Annotated in this window: 14 protein-coding genes and 7 pseudogenes; 12 read left to right on the plus strand and 9 right to left on the minus strand. The window is 70.0% G+C overall.

The features are described 5' to 3' along the window. The first annotated feature begins 167 nt into the window (after positions 1 to 167). The 5 genes and pseudogenes from sufB (at position 168) to QUE51_RS14210 (ending at position 4,288) form a co-directional block, all read left to right on the plus strand. A complete protein-coding gene (gene sufB, locus QUE51_RS14190) occupies positions 168 to 1,586 on the plus strand; it encodes a Fe-S cluster assembly protein SufB (protein WP_286277006.1) in 1,419 nt (472 codons plus the stop codon). Positions 1,587 to 1,691: 105 nt separating this feature from the next. Then, on the plus strand, positions 1,692 to 2,834 hold the full coding sequence (locus QUE51_RS14195) for a SufB/SufD family protein (RefSeq protein ID WP_286279409.1): 1,143 nt from the start codon (positions 1,692 to 1,694) through the stop codon (positions 2,832 to 2,834). Beyond that, positions 2,831 to 3,139, plus strand: a pseudogene (locus QUE51_RS14200) (non-heme iron oxygenase ferredoxin subunit); the annotation flags it as partial. The gene QUE51_RS14195 and the pseudogene QUE51_RS14200, both read left to right, overlap by 4 nt. Before the next feature lie 52 nt (positions 3,140 to 3,191). Beyond that, positions 3,192 to 3,956, plus strand: coding sequence for a Fe-S cluster assembly ATPase SufC (gene sufC / locus QUE51_RS14205; protein ID WP_286277007.1), 765 nt, complete (start codon positions 3,192 to 3,194; stop codon positions 3,954 to 3,956). After that, entirely contained in the window at positions 3,956 to 4,288 is a 333-nt protein-coding gene (locus tag QUE51_RS14210) for a metal-sulfur cluster assembly factor (protein ID WP_286277008.1), read from the plus strand. Before sufC ends, QUE51_RS14210 begins: the two co-directional genes overlap by 1 nt. 116 nt (positions 4,289 to 4,404) lie before the next feature. On the opposite strand, the pseudogene QUE51_RS14215 reads toward QUE51_RS14210, so the two are convergent. Then, positions 4,405 to 4,994, minus strand: a pseudogene (locus QUE51_RS14215) (biotin transporter BioY). 117 nt (positions 4,995 to 5,111) lie between these two features. On the opposite strand from QUE51_RS14215, the pseudogene QUE51_RS14220 reads away from it, so the two are divergent. Further along, positions 5,112 to 6,709 (plus strand): annotated as a pseudogene (locus QUE51_RS14220) (ABC-F family ATP-binding cassette domain-containing protein). 763 nt (positions 6,710 to 7,472) lie between these two features. Here the strand turns inward: QUE51_RS14220 and QUE51_RS14225 are convergent. The 3 genes from QUE51_RS14225 to QUE51_RS14235 are packed head-to-tail and all read right to left on the minus strand — an operon-like array spanning position 7,473 to position 8,853. Then, the gene (locus QUE51_RS14225; RefSeq protein ID WP_286277009.1) at positions 7,473 to 8,312 is read right to left on the minus strand and encodes an SURF1 family cytochrome oxidase biogenesis protein; all 840 of its coding nucleotides are present in this window, start codon (positions 8,310 to 8,312) and stop codon (positions 7,473 to 7,475) included. Continuing rightward, the gene (locus tag QUE51_RS14230) at positions 8,309 to 8,539 is read right to left on the minus strand and encodes a hypothetical protein (RefSeq protein WP_286277010.1); all 231 of its coding nucleotides are present in this window, start codon (positions 8,537 to 8,539) and stop codon (positions 8,309 to 8,311) included. The genes QUE51_RS14225 and QUE51_RS14230 overlap by 4 nt, the downstream gene beginning before the upstream one ends. Then, positions 8,536 to 8,853 (minus strand): DUF3099 domain-containing protein, encoded by a 318-nt coding sequence (locus QUE51_RS14235; RefSeq protein ID WP_286277012.1) that lies wholly within the window; start codon positions 8,851 to 8,853, stop codon positions 8,536 to 8,538. The genes QUE51_RS14230 and QUE51_RS14235 overlap by 4 nt, the downstream gene beginning before the upstream one ends. Positions 8,854 to 8,924: 71 nt before the next feature. Between QUE51_RS14235 and fabG the strand changes: the two genes are divergently transcribed. Beyond that, on the plus strand, positions 8,925 to 9,635 hold the full coding sequence (fabG, locus tag QUE51_RS14240; protein ID WP_286277013.1) for a 3-oxoacyl-ACP reductase FabG: 711 nt from the start codon (positions 8,925 to 8,927) through the stop codon (positions 9,633 to 9,635). 58 nt (positions 9,636 to 9,693) lie between these two features. On the opposite strand, the pseudogene serB reads toward fabG, so the two are convergent. Together serB and glgC are read right to left on the minus strand one after the other, a co-directional pair. Next, positions 9,694 to 10,340: pseudogene (serB, locus tag QUE51_RS14245) on the minus strand (phosphoserine phosphatase SerB). Beyond that, positions 10,331 to 11,571: pseudogene (glgC, locus tag QUE51_RS14250) on the minus strand (glucose-1-phosphate adenylyltransferase). The pseudogenes serB and glgC overlap by 10 nt, the downstream one beginning before the upstream one ends. A gap of 154 nt (positions 11,572 to 11,725) precedes the next feature. Between glgC and glgA the strand changes: the two are divergent. From glgA to QUE51_RS14265, 3 genes are all read left to right on the plus strand, one after another. Further along, complete coding sequence (gene glgA / locus QUE51_RS14255) at positions 11,726 to 12,916, plus strand: glycogen synthase (protein ID WP_286277014.1); 1,191 nt, start codon at positions 11,726 to 11,728, stop codon at positions 12,914 to 12,916. 39 nt (positions 12,917 to 12,955) lie between these two features. Then, positions 12,956 to 13,738 (plus strand): ABC transporter ATP-binding protein, encoded by a 783-nt coding sequence (locus QUE51_RS14260; protein ID WP_286277015.1) that lies wholly within the window; start codon positions 12,956 to 12,958, stop codon positions 13,736 to 13,738. An 89-nt stretch (positions 13,739 to 13,827) separates the two neighbouring features. Next, the gene (locus QUE51_RS14265; RefSeq protein ID WP_286277016.1) at positions 13,828 to 14,079 is read left to right on the plus strand and encodes a type B 50S ribosomal protein L31; all 252 of its coding nucleotides are present in this window, start codon (positions 13,828 to 13,830) and stop codon (positions 14,077 to 14,079) included. A gap of 268 nt (positions 14,080 to 14,347) precedes the next feature. On the opposite strand, the gene QUE51_RS18445 is transcribed toward QUE51_RS14265, so the two are convergent. The 3 genes from QUE51_RS18445 to treS form a co-directional block, all read right to left on the minus strand. Next, positions 14,348 to 14,593 (minus strand): 3'-5' exonuclease family protein, encoded by a 246-nt coding sequence (locus tag QUE51_RS18445; RefSeq protein WP_434017210.1) that lies wholly within the window; start codon positions 14,591 to 14,593, stop codon positions 14,348 to 14,350. Continuing rightward, complete coding sequence (locus QUE51_RS18450; protein ID WP_434017211.1) at positions 14,590 to 15,372, minus strand: 3'-5' exonuclease family protein; 783 nt, start codon at positions 15,370 to 15,372, stop codon at positions 14,590 to 14,592. Before QUE51_RS18450 ends, QUE51_RS18445 begins: the two co-directional genes overlap by 4 nt. Before the next feature lie 132 nt (positions 15,373 to 15,504). Beyond that, positions 15,505 to 17,214, minus strand: a complete 1,710-nt coding sequence (treS, locus tag QUE51_RS14275; RefSeq protein WP_286277017.1) for a maltose alpha-D-glucosyltransferase — start codon at positions 17,212 to 17,214, stop codon at positions 15,505 to 15,507. Between the two features lie 99 nt (positions 17,215 to 17,313). On the opposite strand from treS, the pseudogene QUE51_RS14280 reads away from it, so the two are divergent. Both QUE51_RS14280 and QUE51_RS14285 read left to right on the plus strand, forming a co-directional pair. Next, positions 17,314 to 18,194: pseudogene (locus tag QUE51_RS14280) on the plus strand (alpha/beta fold hydrolase); the annotation flags it as partial. Positions 18,195 to 18,232: 38 nt separating this feature from the next. Further along, a pseudogene (locus QUE51_RS14285) lies at positions 18,233 to 19,326 on the plus strand (glycosyltransferase family 4 protein). Positions 19,327 to 19,328 lie beyond the last annotated feature (2 nt).

Below are 19,328 nucleotides of genomic sequence, written 5' to 3' on the forward strand. Positions count from 1 at the left end.
TGCAAGATGGCACGTCAGCGTCGATATCGGGAGACCTCCCGAGGTGGTGTTCAGTCTAGGCACGAGAGCCGCGGGACCAGAGAAGGCCCGGTGAGCCGCCCCAGAACGTTGTGTGAGGGAATGCCCGGACGACAGGTCCGGTTGCCCCTGACGGAAGAGAGGTACACATGTCCGACGTCTTGATCGACCGCCCGGAACTCGCAAGCCTCGGCCAGTACGAATTCGGCTGGTCGGACACCGACGCGGCGGGGATGACCGCGCGACGCGGCCTCTCGCCCGAGGTGGTGGAGAACATCTCGCGCCTCAAGAACGAGCCGGAGTGGATGCTCAAGAACCGGCTGAAGGCGCTCTCGATCTTCGAGCGCAAGCCGATGCCGATGTGGGGTGCCGACCTCTCCGAGATCGACTTCGACAACATCAAGTACTTCGTGCGCTCCACCGAGAAGCAGGCCACCACCTGGGAAGAGCTTCCCGCGGACATCCGCAACACCTACGAGCGGCTGGGCATCCCGGAGGCGGAGCGTCAGCGCCTCGTCGCGGGCGTCGCCGCGCAGTACGAGTCCGAGGTCGTCTATCACCAGATCCGTGAGGACCTCGAGGCGCAGGGCGTCATCTTCATGGACACCGACACGGCGCTCCGCGAGCACCCCGAGTTCTTCGACGAGTACTTCGGCACTGTCATCCCGTCCGGCGACAACAAGTTCGCGGCCCTCAACACGGCCGTGTGGTCGGGCGGCTCCTTCGTCTACGTGCCGAAGGGCGTGCACGTCGAGATCCCGCTGCAGGCCTACTTCCGCATCAACACGGAGAACATGGGCCAGTTCGAGCGGACGCTGATCATCGCCGACGAGGGCAGCTACGTCCACTACATCGAGGGCTGCACGGCGCCGATCTACAAGTCGGACTCGCTGCACTCCGCGGTCGTCGAGATCGTCGTCAAGAAGAACGCGCGCGTCCGGTACACGACCATCCAGAACTGGTCGAACAACGTCTACAACCTGGTCACCAAGCGCGCGATCGCGCACGAGGGCGCGACCATGGAGTGGATCGACGGCAACATCGGCTCCAAGGTGACGATGAAGTACCCGTCGATCTACCTGGTGGGCGAGCACGCCAAGGGCGAGACACTCTCCGTCGCGTTCGCCGGCCCCGGCCAGCACCAGGACGCGGGCGCGAAGATGATCCACATGGCGCCGTACACGCAGTCGTCGATCGTCTCCAAGTCGATCGCCCGCGGCGGAGGCCGGGCCGGCTACCGCGGCGAGGTCCGCGTCGACGCCAACGCACATCACTCCGCGAACACCGTCCGCTGCGATGCGCTGCTGGTCGACACGAAGTCGCGCTCGGACACCTACCCCGCAATCGACATCCGCGTGGACGACGTGCAGCTCGGGCACGAGGCGACGGTCTCCCGCGTGAGCGAGGAGCAGCTGTTCTACCTGATGTCCCGCGGCATGCCGGAGGACGAGGCGATGGCCATGATCGTCCGCGGCTTCATCGAGCCGATCGCGCGGGAGCTCCCCATGGAGTACGCACTCGAGCTCAACAAGCTCATCGAGATGGGCATGGAAGGCAGCGTCGGCTAGGTGACGGACAGCAGCACCACGGACAGCGGCACGGAGATCACCACCCTCGCGACCCCCTCCGGCGACACCGCCGTCGAGGTCACGGGAACGGGAACGCGTCCGGCGATCATCGCCGACGCGACGAGCCGGCACGCCTCCGTCCCCATCCAGACCCGCAACGAGCGTTTCACCTCGGCCGACGTCCGGGACTTCCCGGAGGTCACCGGCCGCGAGGCGAGCTGGAAGCTGACCCCGGTGGATCGCCTCGGCGACCTCATCGCAGGCGCGCTCGACGGCAACCGCTACGACTACACCGCGACCGAGGTCGACGGAGTGGACGTCTCGTGGGTGACCCGCGCCGACCCGCGCGTGGGCCTCGCCGGCATCCCGGAGGAGCGCGCGTCCGCGAACGCGTGGACGAGGTTCGAGGGCGCGCTCGCGATCACCCTCTCGGGCGAGGAGCACCGCGAGGCGACCATCGGCCGCGACGCGTTCGGCTCCGCTCCGAAGGCCGCGCACACGATCATCGAGGCGAAGCCGTTCAGTGACGCGGTCGTCATCCTCGACAACTCCGGACCCGCGCACCTCAGCGAGAACGTCGAGATCCTCGTCGGCGACTCGGCCAAGCTCACGGTGGTCACCGTGCAGGACTTCGACGACGACGCCCGCTACGTCGCGACCCACTTCGCGAAGGTCGGCCGGGACGCGACGCTCAAGCACGTCGTCGTGTCCTTCGGTGGGGCCGTGGTCCGGGTGAACCCCGCGGTGACGCTCGCCGGGACCGGCGCCGACGGCGAGCTGCTCGGCGTCTACTTCGCGGACGCGGGCCAGCACCTCGAGCAGCAGGTCTTCCTGTTCCACAAGGCCGCGAACACGCGCGGCCGCGTCAACTACAAGGGTGCGCTGCAGGGTGCCGGCGCACGCACCGTGTGGATCGGCGACGTCCTGATCGGCCCCGACGCGACCGGCACGGACAGCTACGAGCAGAACCGAAACCTGGTGCTCAGCGAGGGCACGCGCGCCGACTCCATCCCGAACCTCGAGATCGAGACGGGCGACATCCTCGGCGCCGGACACGCGAGTGCCACCGGACGCTTCGATGACGAGCAGCTGTTCTACCTGCGGGCGCGCGGCATCACCGAGCTCGAGGCCCGCCGCCTTGTCGTCCGCGGCTTCCTCGCCGAGATCGTGCAGAAGATCGGCGTGCCCGCGCTCGAGGAGCGCCTGCACGACGCCATCGAGGTCGAGCTCGCCGGGGGCGGACGGTGACCGGCGTCCGCGTGTGCGCGGCCGGCGACCTCACGACCGACACGGCGACGCGGGTTGTCGTGGACGGCATCCCGATCGCCGTCGTCCGGGACAGCTCGGGCGAGGTGCACGCCATCGGCGACACCTGCACGCACGGCGACATCTCGCTGTCCGAGGGGTTCGTCGAGGACGGCACCCTCGAGTGCTGGGCCCACGGCTCCAAGTTCGACCTGCGCAGCGGCAAGCCGCTCTCTCTTCCGGCGTACGAGCCGGTCCCCGTCTTCGGCGTGAGCATCGTCGACGACGACGTCTACATCGATCCCACCCCCGGCAGGCCGGCGCCTGAGCGCCGCCCGCCAGCAAGCAGAGGTACACCCCATGTCCACACTTCAGATCTCCGGCCTGCAGGTCAGCGTCGACACCGACCAGGGCAGCAAGCAGATCCTGCGCGGCGTCGACCTCACCATCAACGAGGGCGAGATCCACGCGATCATGGGCCCGAACGGGTCCGGCAAGTCGACCCTCGCCTACGCGATCGCGGGCCACCCCAAGTACACCGTCGACGGGGGCAGCATCACGCTCGACGGCGAGGACGTGCTCGCGATGAGCGTCGACGAGCGCGCTCGCGCGGGCCTCTTCCTCGCGATGCAGTACCCCGTCGAGATCCCGGGCGTCACCAACTCCAACTTCCTGCGCACCGCGAAGACCGCGATCGACGGCGAGGCGCCGCCCATCCGCGGCTGGATCAAGGATGTCCGCGACTCGATGCAGCGCCTCCGGATGGACACCACGTTCGCCGAGCGCAACGTCAACGAGGGCTTCTCGGGCGGCGAGAAGAAGCGCAACGAGATCCTCCAGCTCGAGCTGCTCAAGCCGAAGTTCGCCGTGCTCGATGAGACCGACTCGGGCCTCGACGTAGACGCGTTGAAGATCGTGTCCGAGGGCGTCAACCGCGCCAAGGCTGCGACGGGCCTCGGCATCCTCCTCATCACTCACTACACGCGCATCCTCCGCTACATCACGCCGGACTTCGTCCACGTGTTCGTCGCCGGACGCGTCGCGGAGGAGGGCGGCCCCGAGCTCGCCGAGCGCCTCGAGGACGAGGGCTACGACCGCTTCCTGCCCGACACGGTGGTGCTCTGATGGCCGCCGTCTCGCTCAGCCCCGAGCGCTACGACGAGATCACCGAGGCGCTGAAGGATGTCGTCGACCCGGAGCTCGGCGTCAACGTCGTCGACCTGGGCCTCATCTACGACCTCAACTGGGACGACGAGAACGACGCGCTCCTCATCAGCATGACGCTGACGTCCGCGGGCTGCCCGCTGACCGACGTCATCGAGGAGGAGACGGCTCAGGCCCTCGACGGGCACGCCGAGCGGTTCCGCATCAACTGGGTGTGGATGCCGCCGTGGGGCCCGGAGAAGATCACCGACGACGGCCGCGAGATGATGCGGGCGATCGGCTTCTCGATCTAGTTCGCCCGTCGAGTTGCCCACTTCCGCGGCAACTCAGCATCGAGTTGCCGCAGAACTGGGCATGTCGGTGAGGGTGCGCTGATCATCGGCGCCTGGTGGGCAGTCAGGAGAAGCGGTCAGCGGGAGGCGCGGTCCGCCGCGAACCAGCCCAGGCGGATGACGCCCGCGGCGATCGCCGCCTTGATCACGCCGCCGAGGACGAACGGGTAGAGGCCCGCCTGAAGGGTCTGCTGCAGGTCGAGGCCCAGCGTGAACGCGAGCCAGGGAGACCCACCGCGAACACGATCGCGGAGCCGGCGAGGTAGCTCACCATCCCGCCGAGGAGCTTGCGGTCCCACTTGCGCTCGGCCAGCCACCCGGTGAGGGCGGCGGCGAGAACGAAGCCGACGATGTAGCCGCCGGTCGGGCCGAGGAGCGTGCCCAGGCCGCTCGACGCGTCGCTGAACACGGGAAGGCCGAGGGCGCCAACTGCGGCGTAGAGCACCATCGAGAGCGTGCCGCGCACCGCGCCGAGCGTGCCGCCGACCAGGAGCACGGCGAGGGTCTGGCCGGTGATCGGGACGGGCCAGAGCGGCACGGCGACCTGGGCGAGCCCGGCGGTGAGCGCGGCGCCCGCGACGACGAGAGCGGCATCCGCCAGGAGGCTCCGCGGGATCACCCGGTCGGCGAGCACGGGGCGGCGGGTGGCGAGCGAGACCGAGGACATGCTTCTCCTGGAGACGGCGATCCGCCGCGGACCGGACGGTCGGCGGCGGAATTTATACTAGGGGGCCGCGGTTTTCCGCTAATGATCCCCCTCCTCCTGAAGTAAAGGACGTTTCCTGTGCTCGCCGTGCACGATCTCGAGATCCGCATCGGAGCACGCGTCCTCATGCAGAACGTGAACTTCCGTGTCGCCGCCGGCGACAAGATCGGTCTGGTCGGCCGCAATGGCGCGGGGAAGACCACGCTGACCAAGACGCTCGCGGGGAGACCCTGCCGACCGGCGGGCGCATCGACCGGTCCGGCGAGATCGGCTACCTCCCTCAGGACCCGCGCTCGGGCAACCCGGAGGAGCTCGCGCGCACGCGGATCCTCGATGCTCGCGGCCTCGGCTCGCTGCTGCTCGGCATCGAGCAGGCGGGGCTCGACATGGCGAGCGAGGATCCGCAGGTCGCGGACCGTGCGATGAAGAAGTACGGCAACCTCAACGACCGGTTCCTCGCGCTCGGCGGCTACGCGGCCGAGGCCGAGGCGGCCTCGATCGCGAGCAACCTCAACCTGCCCGACCGCATCCTCGACCAGCCGCTCAAGACGCTCTCCGGCGGCCAGCGCCGGCGCATCGAGCTCGCGCGCATCCTCTTCTCCGGCGCGGACACGATGATCCTCGACGAGCCGACCAACCACCTCGACGCGGACTCGGTCGTGTGGCTGCGGGACTTCCTCAAGACTTATCCCGGCGGCGTCATCGTGATCAGCCACGACATCGAGCTGGTCGGCGAGGTCGTCAACCGCGTGTTCTACCTGGACGCGAACCGGTCGGTCATCGACATCTACAACATGGGCTGGCGGCAGTACCTCAAGCAGCGCGAGGCGGACCAGGAGCGGCGCAAGAAGGAGCGGGCGAACGCCGAGAAGAAGGCGTCCGTGCTCCAGCTTCAGGCCGCCAAGTTCGGCGCCAAGGCCACCAAGGCTGCGGCCGCCCACCAGATGGTCCGCCGTGCCGAGAAGCTGCTGTCCGGGCTCGAGGAGGTCCGCGTGGCCGACCGGGTCGCCAAGCTGCGGTTCCCGGATCCCGCCCCGTGCGGCCGGACGCCGCTCATGGCGAACGACCTCAGCAAGAACTACGGCTCGCTGGAGATCTTCACGGCCGTCGACCTCGCCATCGACCGCGGGTCGAAGGTTGTCGTCCTCGGACTCAACGGCGCAGGCAAGACGACGCTGCTGCGGATCCTGGCGGGCGTCGACAAGCCGGACACGGGCGTCATCGAGGCCGGACACGGCCTCCGCATCGGCTACTACGCGCAGGAGCACGAGACGCTCGACGTGAAGCGGTCCGTGCTCGAGAACATGATGACGGCCTCGACGACGCTCACGGAGACCGAGGCACGCCGCGTGCTCGGCTCGTTCCTGTTCACCGGCGACGACACGAGCAAGCCGGCGGGCGTGCTGTCCGGCGGCGAGAAGACGCGGCTCGCTCTCGCCATGCTCGTGGTGTCGTCGGCGAACGTCCTGCTGCTCGACGAGCCCACCAACAACCTGGACCCCGCGAGCCGCGAGGAGATTCTGGGTGCGCTGGCCGGCTACACCGGCGCGGTCGTCCTGGTGAGCCACGACGAGGGTGCCGTGGAGGCGCTGAACCCCGAGCGCGTGCTCATCATGCCGGACGGCACCGAGGACCTCTGGACGAAGGACTACGCGGACCTCATCTCCCTCGCGTAGCGCTCCGCATGCCGCCGAGGTGGCACTTGTTGTCGCTTCAGCGCCGAGGTGACAGCAACGACTGCCACCTCGGCGGTGCTGGAGGCCGCGGGCACGAGCGACTTGCCACAGAATCACGGTTGCGAGGCCTCGAAGCGTGATTCTCTGGCAAGTCGTGCGTCCCGCGATGCGCCCGACCTGTGCGGACGGTCGGACGGAGCGACCGACCTCGTAACGGCGTGCTGGTCGGGCTTAAGACGCCGCGCCATGCGGCCCCCACCCGTACCGCTCCGCCGGCATGGGGGTCGATGCCACCGAGCGCACCCCGACGCACCGAGCGCGCGGCCTTCCCGTCGAGCGCACCCCGTGCCACCGAGCGCACCCCGTATACGCGGTACGCTCGGTGCTTCGGGGCGCGCTCGATGCAGCGCATGCGTGCTCGGCGTCTCAGGGCGCGCTCGATGAGCGGACGCGCACGCTCGTCGTCATGGGGCGCCCTCGATGAGCGGGCGCGCACGCTCGGCGTCACGGGGCGCGCTCGATGCAGCGCATGCGCGCTCGGCGTCACGGGGCGCGCCCGGCACAGCGCCAACGCGACGTGCGCACGAAAGCCGACCATCCGCCCATCGTCTTAAGCCACCACCCGGCGCCCACCGGAGAATTCGGTCGCTCTTCCAGGACCGCCCAAGGACCAGGGGCGCTTCGCCCTCACTCCCTGCCGAAGTGGCACTTGTTGTCCCTTCCGCGCCGAGGTGGCAGCAACAACTGCCACCTCGCGTGATCCTCAGCGGGCGGCGTCCAGGAGCTCGTCCTCCTCGTCCGCGTCGGTGCGGCGGGCGGTGCGCCGCGCGGCCCGGGCCGCGGCCTTGCGCTGCTCATCCGGGTCGTCGGAGTTGCGGTACCGGTACTCCTGGCGGATCGCGAACACGAGGCCGCAGAACCCCAGCAGGGCGAACGCGACCCACTGGAACGCATAGGAGAGGTGCGGGCCCTCGTCGAGTTCCGGTCGCGCCGCAGGGAGCGGACGCTCGGCCGGCGCGGGATCCTCATGGGCCAGCAGTCCGTACGCGCTCGGCTCGATCGGCTCGTCGAGGAGCCGCGACACCTCGCTCAGCTGGATGGAGGCCAGGACGCCGCTCGACGTCGTGCCGCCGGGCACGCTGGGCTCGCCCGCCTTGAGCCGCGCGACGACGGTCACGGTGCCCTCCGGCGGCGCGGGCACGGCGTCCGGGGCAGCCGGATCGGAGCCGATCGGCACCCAGCCGCGGTCGACGAGGAAGATGCGGCCGCTATCGGCCTGGAACGGCACGAGCACCTCGAAGCCGGACTCGCCGTCTCTCGGCCGGTTGCGGACGAGCAGCTGGTTCTCGGTCTGGTACTCGCCGGTGAGCGCGACCGGCTGCCACTCGTCGCTCTCCCGGTAGCTGCCGGGCTCCTCGAGCAGGTCCTCGAGTGGCACGGGCGCCGCGTCGTAGTTGTTCTGGATGCGCGAGATCTCGGCGACCTTCTCGTCGTGGCGCGCGAGCTGCCACTCGGCCAGCCCCACGCAGCCGGCCGCGAAGAGCAGGACGAGCAGCAGGTAGCGGAACCAGCGCGCGGACAGCACGAACCGCCAGCGGCTCACGACCGGGCCTCCGGAACTGCGTCGACCACCTCGACCGGGAAGTCACGAGCGGCGAGGTAGTCCCGCAGGTAGTCGCGGTGCTCCTCGCACGCGAGCCACACCTTCCGCCGCGAGGCGTCGTGGATGCGCGGGTTGCGCCACTCGACACGGGCGGTCGCGGGGGAGGAGCAGCCCGCACGCGAGCAGACGAGCGGCTCTCTGGCTTCCCCGGACGAGGCGCCGCTCACGACGCCTGCGGGCGCTCGGTCCGCTCGTCGCCGATGCTCGTCGGCGGCAGGGGGATGATCGCGCCCGGGCGCAGCACCGGCGCCGCCTGCTCCGGCTTCGAGTGCACGTTGGCGATGACCACCGCGAAGTAGGGGAGGACGATCGCTCCGACGATGGCGACGGCCATCCACCACCCCTGCACGAACAGCAGGGAGACGACGCAGAGCGTCCGGATCGTCATCGCGATCGTGTACTTGAGCACACGCGAGCGCCGCTCCTGGTCGGGTGACTGGGGGAGCGAGGTGATCGACTGTGTATCCGTGCGCTTGCTCATCGGCTGGGCTCAACACTACGCCGCCGAATCCGGCCATAGGCTGGGTGTCCAGGCCGAGACGAGGAGTGCGTGTGACCGTCAGGACGGTTCTCATCACCGGGGGCAACCGGGGAATCGGATACGCGATCGCCGAGGAGTTCGTCCGTCGCGGCGACCGGGTCGCCGTCACCTCCCGGTCCGGCATGGGCGGTCCGGAGGGCGCCCTCACCGTCGCCGCGGACGTCACCGATGCGGCGAGCGTCGACGCCGCCTTCACCCAGGTGGAGGCGGAGCTCGGTCCCGTCGAGGTGGTTGTCGCCAACGCGGGCATCACCAAGGACACTCTGCTGATGCGCATGGCGGAGGAGGACTTCACCTCCGTGCTGAACACCAACCTCACGGGTGCCTTCCGGGTCGTCAAGCGCGCGTCCAAGGGGATGCTCAAGGCCCGCTTCGGCCGCGTGGTCCTGATCTCGAGCGTGGTCGGACTCTTCGGCGGCGCCGGCCAGGTGAACTACTCGTCGTCGAAGTCCGCGCTGGTCGGGATGGCGCGCTCCCTCACGCGTGAGCTCGGCGCCCGCGGCATCACCGCCAACGTGGTCGCTCCCGGCTTCATCGAGACGGAGATGACGGCGGCGCTGCCCGAGGCTCAGCAGGCCGAGTACAAGAAGTCGATTCCGGCGGGGCGCTTCGCATCCGCGGACGAGGTCGCGAAGGTCGTCGCCTGGATCGCCTCGGACGACGCGGCCTACGTCTCGGGTGCCGTGATCCCGGTTGACGGCGGCCTCGGCATGGGGCACTGAGCCGCACTCATCCCGCACCGTCAACAGGCGGCGAACGCCGAAGGGCGGGCCCGCCTCCTCAGCCGCGCAGGCCCAGCAGGGGCAGCAGCATGCTGAGGTCCCGCTCATCCAGGAGGATGTCCGCGACGTCCCGCACGGGCGCCTTGGCGTCGAAGCCGACCGACAGGCCGCACACCGCCATCATCGGGAGGTCGTTGGCGCCGTCGCCGACCGCGACCGTGCAGTCGAGCGGGATGCCGGCCTCGTCGGCCCACTCCATGAGCGTGGCCGCCTTCGCCGCCGCGTCGACCACCTCGCCGGACACCCGCCCGGTCAGCCGCCCGTCGGCGACCTCCAGCCGGTTGGCGCGCCAGCGGTCGAGTCCCAGCCCCTCGGCCAGCGGATCGAGGACCTCGTGGAAGCCGCCCGACACCGTCCCGACGAGCCCGCCCGCGGCGTGCACGGCGGCGATGAGCTCCGGCACCCCCGCGTGACCGTCAGACGACCGCGGACGTCGTCGAAGACGGAGACCGGGAGCCCCTTCAGGGTCGCGACCCGCTCGCGCAGGCTGTGCTCGAAGTCGAGCTCACCCTGCATCGCGCGCTCGGTGATGTCCGCGACCCGCTCGAGGCTGCCCGCGGCCTCGGCGAGGAGCTCGATGACCTCGTTCTCGATGAGGGTCGAGTCGACATCGAGCACCACCAGGTGCCGGGCTGCTACGCGGATACCCGCTCTCCCTTGCCCACCACGGTGATCCCCGTGTCGGTCACCGTGAACCCGCGCTCACGGTCGCGCTCCGCGTCGATGCCGATGCGGGCACCGGCCTCGACGTAGACGTTCTTGTCCAGGATCGTCCGGGAGACGACGGCGCCGGGTCCGACCCGTGCGCGGTCGAAGAGCACGGAGTCGGTCACGACCGCGCCCGACTCGATGATCGACCAGGGCCCGAGGACGCTGCGCTCGACGCGCGCTCCCGAGATGACGGAGCCGAGCGAGACGATCGAGTCGACCATGGTGCCGGTGTTGCCGTGCGAGTCGCGGACCAGCTTCGCCGGCGGCGAGTTGACCTGCTGGGTGTAGATCGGCCAGTCCTGGTTGTACAGGTTGAAGACGGGCAGCGCAGCGATGAGGTCCTGGTGGGCCTCGAAGAACGACTCGATGGTTCCCACGTCGCGCCAGTAGAAGCGGTCGCGGTCGGTCGCGCCCGGCACGACGTTGCGGTTGAGGTCGTAGACCGCCGCGTTCTGCTGCCGGACGAAGGCGGGGATGATGTCGCCGCCCATGTCGTGGTTCGAGCCCTCGAGGGTGGAGTCGGCACGCACCGCGTCGATGAGCGCATCCGTGTTGAAGACGTAGTTGCCCATCGAGGCGAGGACCTCGTCGGGGAGTCGGCCAGCCCGCGCGCGTTCTTCGGCTTCTCGAGGAACTTCGAGATGCGCGTGGGGCGGCGCTGGTTCGTCTGGATCACGCCGAACTGGTCGGCGAGCGACAGCGGCTGGCGGATCGCGGCGACCGTCACGCCCATGCCGGATTCGACATGTGCATCGATCATCTGATCGAAGTCCATGCGGTAGACGTGATCGGCGCCGACCACGACAACGATGTCGGGCTCCTCATCGTTGATGAGGTTGAGGCTCTGCAGGATCGCGTCGGCGGACCCGGTGTACCAGCGCTTGCCGAGCCGCTGCTGCGCGGGCACGGAGGCGACGTACGAGTTGAGGAGGCCCGACAGGCGCCACGTCTCGGCGATGTGCCGGTCGAGGCTGTGCGACTTGTACTGGGTGAGCACCACGATCTGCGTGATGCCGGAGTTGATGAGGTTCGACAGCGCGAAGTCCACGAGGCGGTACGTCCCGCCGAAGGGGACCGCCGGCTTGGCACGGTCGGCGGTCAATGGCATCAGCCGCTTCCCTTCACCGCCTGCGAGAACGATGCCGAAAATCTTCTTCGATGCCATGGCATCACCCTACTGGTGGGCGCCCCCGCTCCGGAACGGCCGCCGCCCCCTCGGCGACGTCCCCTTCCGAGGGGCGGGAAGGGCGCCGCTGCGGCGCTCGCGCGACGTCGCGCAACCCGTGCGGCGCGTGAACCCAGGGGACTACCGTGGCATTGTGCGAGTCGATCTGCTGACCAGGGAGTATCCGCCGGAGGTCTACGGCGGAGCGGGTGTCCACGTGGCCGAGCTGGTCCGGGCGATGCGCGGGGACATCGAGGTGGTGGTCCGTGCGTTCGGCAAGCCCCGCGACGAGCCCGGCACCTTCGCCTACGGCGTCCCGCAGGAGCTGTCCTCCGCGAACCCCACGCTGGGCACCCTCGGCGTGGACCTGCAGATGGCCGCCGACGCCGCCGGCGCCGACCTGGTCCACTCCCACACCTGGTACGCGAATGCCGCGGGGCGGATCGCCTCGCTGCTGCACGGCATCCCGCACGTGCTCACGGCGCACAGCCTCGAGCCGCTGCGACCGTGGAAGGCCGAGCAGCTGGGCGGCGGCTACCGGGTCTCGAGCTGGATCGAGCGAGAGGCCTTCGAGACGGCCGACGCCGTCATCGCGGTCAGCGAGGGCATGCGCCGGGACATCCTGCGCTCCTATCCCGCGCTCGACGAGAGCCGCGTCTCGGTCATCTACAACGGCATCGACCTGGACGAGTGGCGTCCCAGCCACGACGACCAGCTGCTCCGCGAGCTCGGCGTCGACCCGGATCGCCCGTCCGTCGTCTTCGTCGGCCGGATCACCCGGCAGAAGGGCCTGCCGTACCTGCTGCGGGCGGCCCGGCAGCTCCCGCCTGAGGTTCAGCTGGTGCTGTGCGCGGGCGCACCGGACACCCCCGAGATCATGGCCGAGGTGAGCGGGGCGGTGAAGGCGCTGCAGCAGGAGCGAACAGGTGTCGTCTGGCTCGACCGGCTGCTCAGCCGCACGGAGCTGACGACGATCCTCACGGCGGCCACGACGTTCGTGTGCCCGTCCGTCTACGAGCCTCTCGGCATCGTGAACCTCGAGGCCATGGCGTGCGGCGCCGCGGTGGTCGGCACCGCCACGGGCGGCATCCCCGAGGTCGTCGACGACGGCGTCACCGGCCGGCTCGTGCCCATCGAGCAACTGCAGGACGGCACCGGGACACCGGTCGATCCGGACCGGTTCGTCGCCGATCTGGCGGCCACTCTGACCGAGGTCGTCTCGGATCCGGAAGCCGCCCGCCGCTACGGAGAGGCGGGCCGACGACGCGCTGAGGAGCACTTCGGCTGGGGCCGGATCGCCGAGGAGACGCGGGCCCTCTACGCCACGGTTCTCGCCGGTCGCTGACGCCGGGGAGGCCCGGGGCGAGCGGATAGGGTTGATTTCATGACCACCGTGCTCGAGCTGTCCGACGTGTCGGTGACCCGTGAGGGCACCACCATCCTCGACTCGGTCAACTGGTCCGTCGACAGCTCCGAGCGCTGGGTGATCCTCGGTCCGAACGGCGCGGGGAAGACGACGCTGCTGCAGATCGCGGCGGCCTTTCTGCACCCGAGCCGGGGCACCGCGGTCGTGCTCGACCAGCGCATCGGCGGAACCGATCTGTTCGAGCTGCGTCCGCGCATCGGCTTCGCGTCCACCGCGATGGCCCGGCGCATCCCCGCCTCCGAGACGGTCCTCGACGTCGTCCTCACCGCCGCGTACTCGGTGACGGGACGCTGGAACGAGCAGTACGAGGACCTCGACGTGCGTCGCGCCCAGCGCGTGCTCGCCGAGTGGAAGCTCGGGCACCTGGAGAGCAGGCGCTTCGGCGAGCTGAGCGACGGCGAGCAGAAGCGCGTTCAGATCGCCCGCGCCGTCATGACGGATCCGGAGCTGCTGCTCCTCGACGAGCCCGCCGCGAGCCTCGACCTCGGTGCGCGGGAAGAGCTCGTCCAGCTCCTCGGCGGCTACGCGAGCTCGCCGTTCGCGCCCGGCATCATCATGGTGACGCACCACGTCGAGGAGATTCCGCGCGGCTTCACGCATGCGCTGCTCCTCGCCAACGGCGGCGTCGTCGCCGCTGGTTCCCTCGGCGACGTCCTCACCTCCGAGCAGCTGTCGCAGACGTTCGGGCTCGGCCTGGAGGTCCAGGAGACCGAGGGGCGCTTCACCGCTCGAGCCGTCTAGGCTCGCGCTTCCTCTGCTATCCTTGTCTGTCGGCCCTTCGGCCAGAGATTTCCCGTTTCCCCTCCATCCAGATCCAGAGGTTCGTCGTCATGAAGTCCGCCATTCACCCCGAGTACGCCCCCGTCGTCTTCCGCGATCTCGCGTCCGGCGAGAGCTTCCTCACGCGGTCGACCGTCTCGAGCGGCAAGACGATCGAGTGGGAGGACGGCAACACCTATCCCGTCATCGACGTCGAGATCTCCTCCGCCTCGCACCCCTTCTACACGGGCAAGCAGCGGATCATGGACTCCGCCGGCCGCGTCGAGAAGTTCAACTCGCGCTACAAGAACTTCGGCAAGTAAGCCGCACCACGTTTCGAAGGGCGCTCCCTGCGGGGGCGCCCTTCGTCGTTTCTGAGGATCCGCGTCTCCCGCTCCACCGGCTCAGCCCGCTGACCGCTGATTGAGGAGCCCGCGAAGCGGGCGTCTCGAAATCGACCAGGACGATCGACCGCAACCCTGCGTCGCGTCCTGACCACGCATTGCGGGCCGAATCGGGCAAAGCGGGCCGCCGCTTCGGCCCGGAAACGCCGAAGAGGCCCGGGATGCGCTCGGCGTCGCTCCGCCGCGCCTAGCGGCAGGGCCAGAGGCCCGAGGTGGTGAACTCCGGGTCGCGCGTGCGGCGCATGTACTGCTCGAAGCTCGCCGCCTGCTCGCGGCACCACTCGATCTGCATCGCGTGCAGGCGAGCGAGCTCCACGTTGAGCTCGACGGCGTAGCGGGAGGCCATCGCCTGCGCGACCCGGCCGGCCGCGATCGCATCGGCCGCCGCGTCGTGCGCGTCGGTCAGCTGGACGCCGTAGACGGAGGCTGTCACTTCGAGCGTCCGCTTGCCCTTGCGGTACCGGTCGAGCGCCTTGTCGAGGACGAGCGGGTCGATGACGTGACCGCGTCCGTCGAGCGGCTCCAGGCCGTGGCGCTCCGCCTCGCGAGCCAGCAGCGTGAGGTCGTACGGCGCGTTGTAGATGACGAGGGGAGTGCGCGGCGCTCGATGGACCGGATCGCGGCGAGGATCTCGGCCACGACCTCGGCGGAGTTGCGGCCGTACCGGCGTGCGCGCTCGGTCGAGATCCCGTGGACGGCGGCGGCGCCGGCGGGGATCTCCACGCCGGGGTCGACGAGCCAGTCCTTCCGCTCCACGACGACACCGCAGTCGTCGAGGACGGCGACGGAAGCGCTGACGATGCGGGCCGTGTCCGTGTCGATACCGGTCGTCTCGAGGTCGAAGACGCCCACGGCGCCCACCCACTCGGGCAGCAGGGCGGCGCCCTGCAGCGCCTCCTCCGCCTCGACGACGATCTGGGCGACCTCGACGTCCATGAGCGGCGGCGGAGCGTCCGGGGCACCGTCGAACACCATGGAGGGCGCAGAGTCGAAGGCGGGCGCGGCCGGCTCGGAGACGGCAGCGGCGGCCGGCTGAGCGCGTCGTCCCGGCCGACTCGAGGCCCGGGGCCCGGTCGCGGCCGACCCGATCGCGGCCCCCGCGGACGAGGTGCCGACGCTCTCCGCCGGAGCGGATTCGGCGTCCTCGAGCTCGAAGAGCGGGAACTCCGGGAGGCTGGCGTCGCGGAGGCGTCGGGGGTCGATGCTCGTCACGCCGTCAGCCTAGGTACGCCCTCCGACGGGACCCGGGCACGGCCCCGCGCGTCGCTCAGACCGCTCGGCGACGAGTGCGTTCCGGCCCGACAGGTACGGCGGAACGCGCCATCCGGGCCGGAACGTGCTCGGTCAGGAGGTGGCGTCGCCGATCTTCAGCCAGTAGAAGCTCTGCGTGCCGAGCGTCAGCGTGACCGCGCCGTCGCCGGCGATCGACGGGAAGGATCCGCCGCCGAACAGGTCGGTGAGCTGGGCGCCCGCGTGCTCGGGCAGCTGGATCGTGACCGAGATCGGGTTGTGGGCGAAGCTGAAGATGCAGAGGATGCTCTCCGGCTGATCCCCGAACCGGTGCCCGCTGCCGTCGTAGGACCGCACGAACGCGAGGGCCGACTCGTGGTCGGTCTCCTGCACGTGCAGACTGCCGAGGCCGAACGTGGGGTGGGCCTTCCGCACGTGGATGACGTTGCGCACCCAGTGCAGGAGGGAGCGCGACTGCGCGAGCTGCGCCTCCACATTGATGAGCGAGTAGTGGTACACGAGCGACTGCACGACGGGCAGATAGAGCTTGCCGGGGTCGGCGGACGAGAAGCCCGCGTTGCGGTCGGGCGTCCACTGCATGGGCGTGCGCGAGGCATCGCGGTCGGCGAGCCAGATGTTGTCGCCCATGCCGATCTCGTCCCCGTAGTAGAGGAACGGGCTGCCCGGCAGCGAGAACAGGAGGGCGTGGGCCAGCTCCAGCTCGGCGCGCGAGTTGTCGAGCAGGGGCGCGAGCCGGCGGCGGATGCCGATGTTGGAGCGCATGCGCGGGTCGTAGGCGTACCAGCCGTACATCGCCTGCCGGTACTCCTCGGACACCATCTCGAGCGTCAGCTCGTCGTGGTTGCGGAGGAACACGCCCCACGCCGCACCGGACGGCACGTCGGTGGTCTCCGAGAGGATCTTCACGAGCTCCTCGGACGTCTGCGAACGGAGGCTGTAGAAGATGCGCGGCATGACGGGGAAGTCGAACGCCATGTGGCACTCCGGCTCCTCCTCGGTGCCGAAGAACGCGGCCACCTCACGGGGCCACTGGTTCGCCTCCGCGACGAGCATCCGGCCCGGGTAGTCGAGGTCCACCATCCGGCGGAGGCGCTTGATGTAGTCGTGTGTGGGCGGCTCGCCCTCGCCGTTGCCCTCGTCCGACTCGAAGAGGTACGGGATCGCGTCGAGCCGGATGCCGTCGACGCCCATGTCGAACCAGAACCGGACGATGTCGAACACCGCCTCCTGCACCGCGGGGTTCTCGAAGTTGAGGTCGGGCTGGTGGGAGAAGAACCGGTGGAAGAAGAACTGGCGCCGGACGGGGTCGAACGTCCAGTTCGACTCCTCGGTGTCCACGAAGATGACGCGGATGTTCTCGTACTTCTGGTCGGTGTCGCTCCACACGTAGAAGTCGCCGAACGGACCCTCGGGGTCCTCCCGCGACGCCTGGAACCAGGGGTGCTGGTCCGAGGTGTGGTTGAGCGGGAAGTCCATGATGATGCGCATGTTGCGCTCGTGGGCCTTGGTGACGAGCTCGCGGAACTCGTCGAGCGTTCCGAACTCCGGGAGCACGGCCTTGAAGTCGGAGACGTCGTAGCCGCCGTCACGCAGCGGCGACTGGTAGAACGGCGGCAGCCAGAGCGCGTCGATGCCGAGCCACTGGAGGTAGTCGAGCTTCGAGATGAGGCCGCCGAGGTCGCCCGTGCCGTCGCCGTTGCTGTCGGCGAAGCATCGCACCATCACCTCGTAGAACACCGCTCGTCGGTACCACTGCGTGTCCAGGGCAAGTCCGGGCAGCGTGATCGGGGCGGTGAAGCTCACTGGCAGTCCTCTCAGCGACAGGTCCTGTTCATCCTAGGGTCGCGCTTCGACGCGATTCTCGCCGTGGGGACCCCTTGCGCCGCCCGTAGACTGTGCGCGATGAAGGTACTCCCGTCGCCGCATCCGATCGCGACCGAGGGCCGCTCCGCCGAGGTCCAGGTGCTCCGCTCACGGACCCGCTACTGGGAGTACGGGCCGGCCGAAGCACCCGTCACCGTCGTCGCCGTGCACGGCTTCCGCGGCGATCACCACGGCCTCGAGTCGATCGTCGGCTACCTGCGCGCGGACGACCCGGCGCTGCGCGTGATCGCGCCCGACCTTCCCGGCTTCGGCGAGTCCGAGCCTCTGTCCCGCACCCACGACATCGCCGGCTACGCGGCCTGGCTCTCCGGGTTTCTCGAGGCGCTCGGCATCCGCGGGACGGCGGTGCTCCTCGGCCATTCGTTCGGCACCATCGTGGTGGCCGGCGCGCTCGCGGGCGGGCTTCCCGCCCCCGCGCCGTCCTCATCAACCCGATCGCCTCGCCCGCTCTGTCCGGGCCGAATGCGGTGGGCACCCGGCTCGCGGTCTTCTACTACTGGCTCGGCGCCCGCCTTCCGGAGCGGATCGGCTTCGGCCTCCTGCGGTGGCGCGCCGTGACGCGCGGGATGAGCGTCACCATGGCGAAGACGCGGGATCGAACGCTCCGGCGCTGGATCCACAACCAGCACGACCGGTTCTTCGGCGCGTTCGCGAACCGCGATGTGGTGCTCGAGGCCTTCCGCGCCTCCGTCGGCGCCGACGTCAGCGAGTTCGCCGCCCGCATCGGCATCCCGGTCCACCTCATCGCCGCGGAGCGGGACGACATCACGCCGGTGGCCGACCAGTACCGGCTCCGGGATCTGTTCCCCGACGCGAGCCTCACGGTGCTGCCGGGCGTCGGGCACCTCATCCACTACGAGGTGCCGGATGCGGCGGCCGCCGGAATCGAGCGGTTCCTGCGCGGCGAGCGCCCCTCGGACGAGCCCCGCCCCCGCGCATCGCCGTCGACTGCCGGTACGTGCGCGTGGACGGGCGGCACGACGGCATCAGCCGGTACTCGGCGGGGATCGTCGCCGCACTGGCCCGCCGGATGCCCATCACGCTGCTCGTCAGCGACCCGCGCCAGCTGCAGCTCCTGCCGGCCGGGCTGCCCTGGCACCGCGTCTCATCGCCGACCAGCCCGCTGGAGCCGCTCGTCGCTCGTCAGGTCAACGACGCGGAGCCGGATGTGGTGTTCAGCCCCATGCAGACCACGGGCTCGTTCGGGCGGCGCTATCGGCTGGTGCTCACGCTGCACGACCTCATCTACTACCGGCACCGCACGCCGCCCACCCAGTTCTCCTGGTGGGTGCGCGGACTGTGGCGCGTGTACCACCTGGCCTGGTGGCCGCAGCGGCTGCTGCTGAACCGCGCCGATGCCGTCGTGACGGTGTCGGGGACCACCAAGCGCCTCATGGCCGAGCACCGGCTGACCCGCCGGCCTGTGACGGTCGTTCCCAACGCCGCCGACCTCGGCGCCGAGCCGGTGCCCGTGCGCACCGCGCCCGTGCGCCGCTCTCTCGTCTACATGGGCGCGTTCATCGGCTACAAGAACGTCGACATCCTGGTGCGGGCCGCCGCACTGCTGCCTGACTACGAGCTGCACCTGATGAGCAGGGTGCCCGCGGGGGAGCGGGAGCGCCTGACCGCGCTCGCGCCGGAGGCGCGGCTGATCTTCCACGACGGCGCGAGCGACGAGGACTACCGCGCGGCCCTGCTCGAGGCCACCGCGGCGGTGTCCGCGTCGCTCGACGAGGGCTTCGGCATCCCGGTCGTGGAGGCCATGAGCGTCGGCACGCCCTGCGTGCTGAGCGACATCGAGATCTTCCGCGAGGTCGGCGGCGCGGCGGCGCTCTATGCACCCCCGACGGACCCGGCCGCGTTCGCCGCCGCGGTCCGTGCTCTCGAGGCTCCGGGGAGTGGGCGGCGCGCTCCGCCGCGGCGCTCGTCCGCTCGGCGGCCTACAGCTGGGACGCGTCGGCGGAGGTGCTCGCGGATCTCCTGCAGGACCTGGCGGTCGGGGCGCGGCAGGGACGGCGCCGCGGCCGCTGACG

The organism is Naasia aerilata (genome assembly GCF_030296595.1).
In the GTDB taxonomy this organism is placed as follows: Bacteria; Actinomycetota; Actinomycetes; order Actinomycetales; family Microbacteriaceae; genus Naasia; species Naasia aerilata.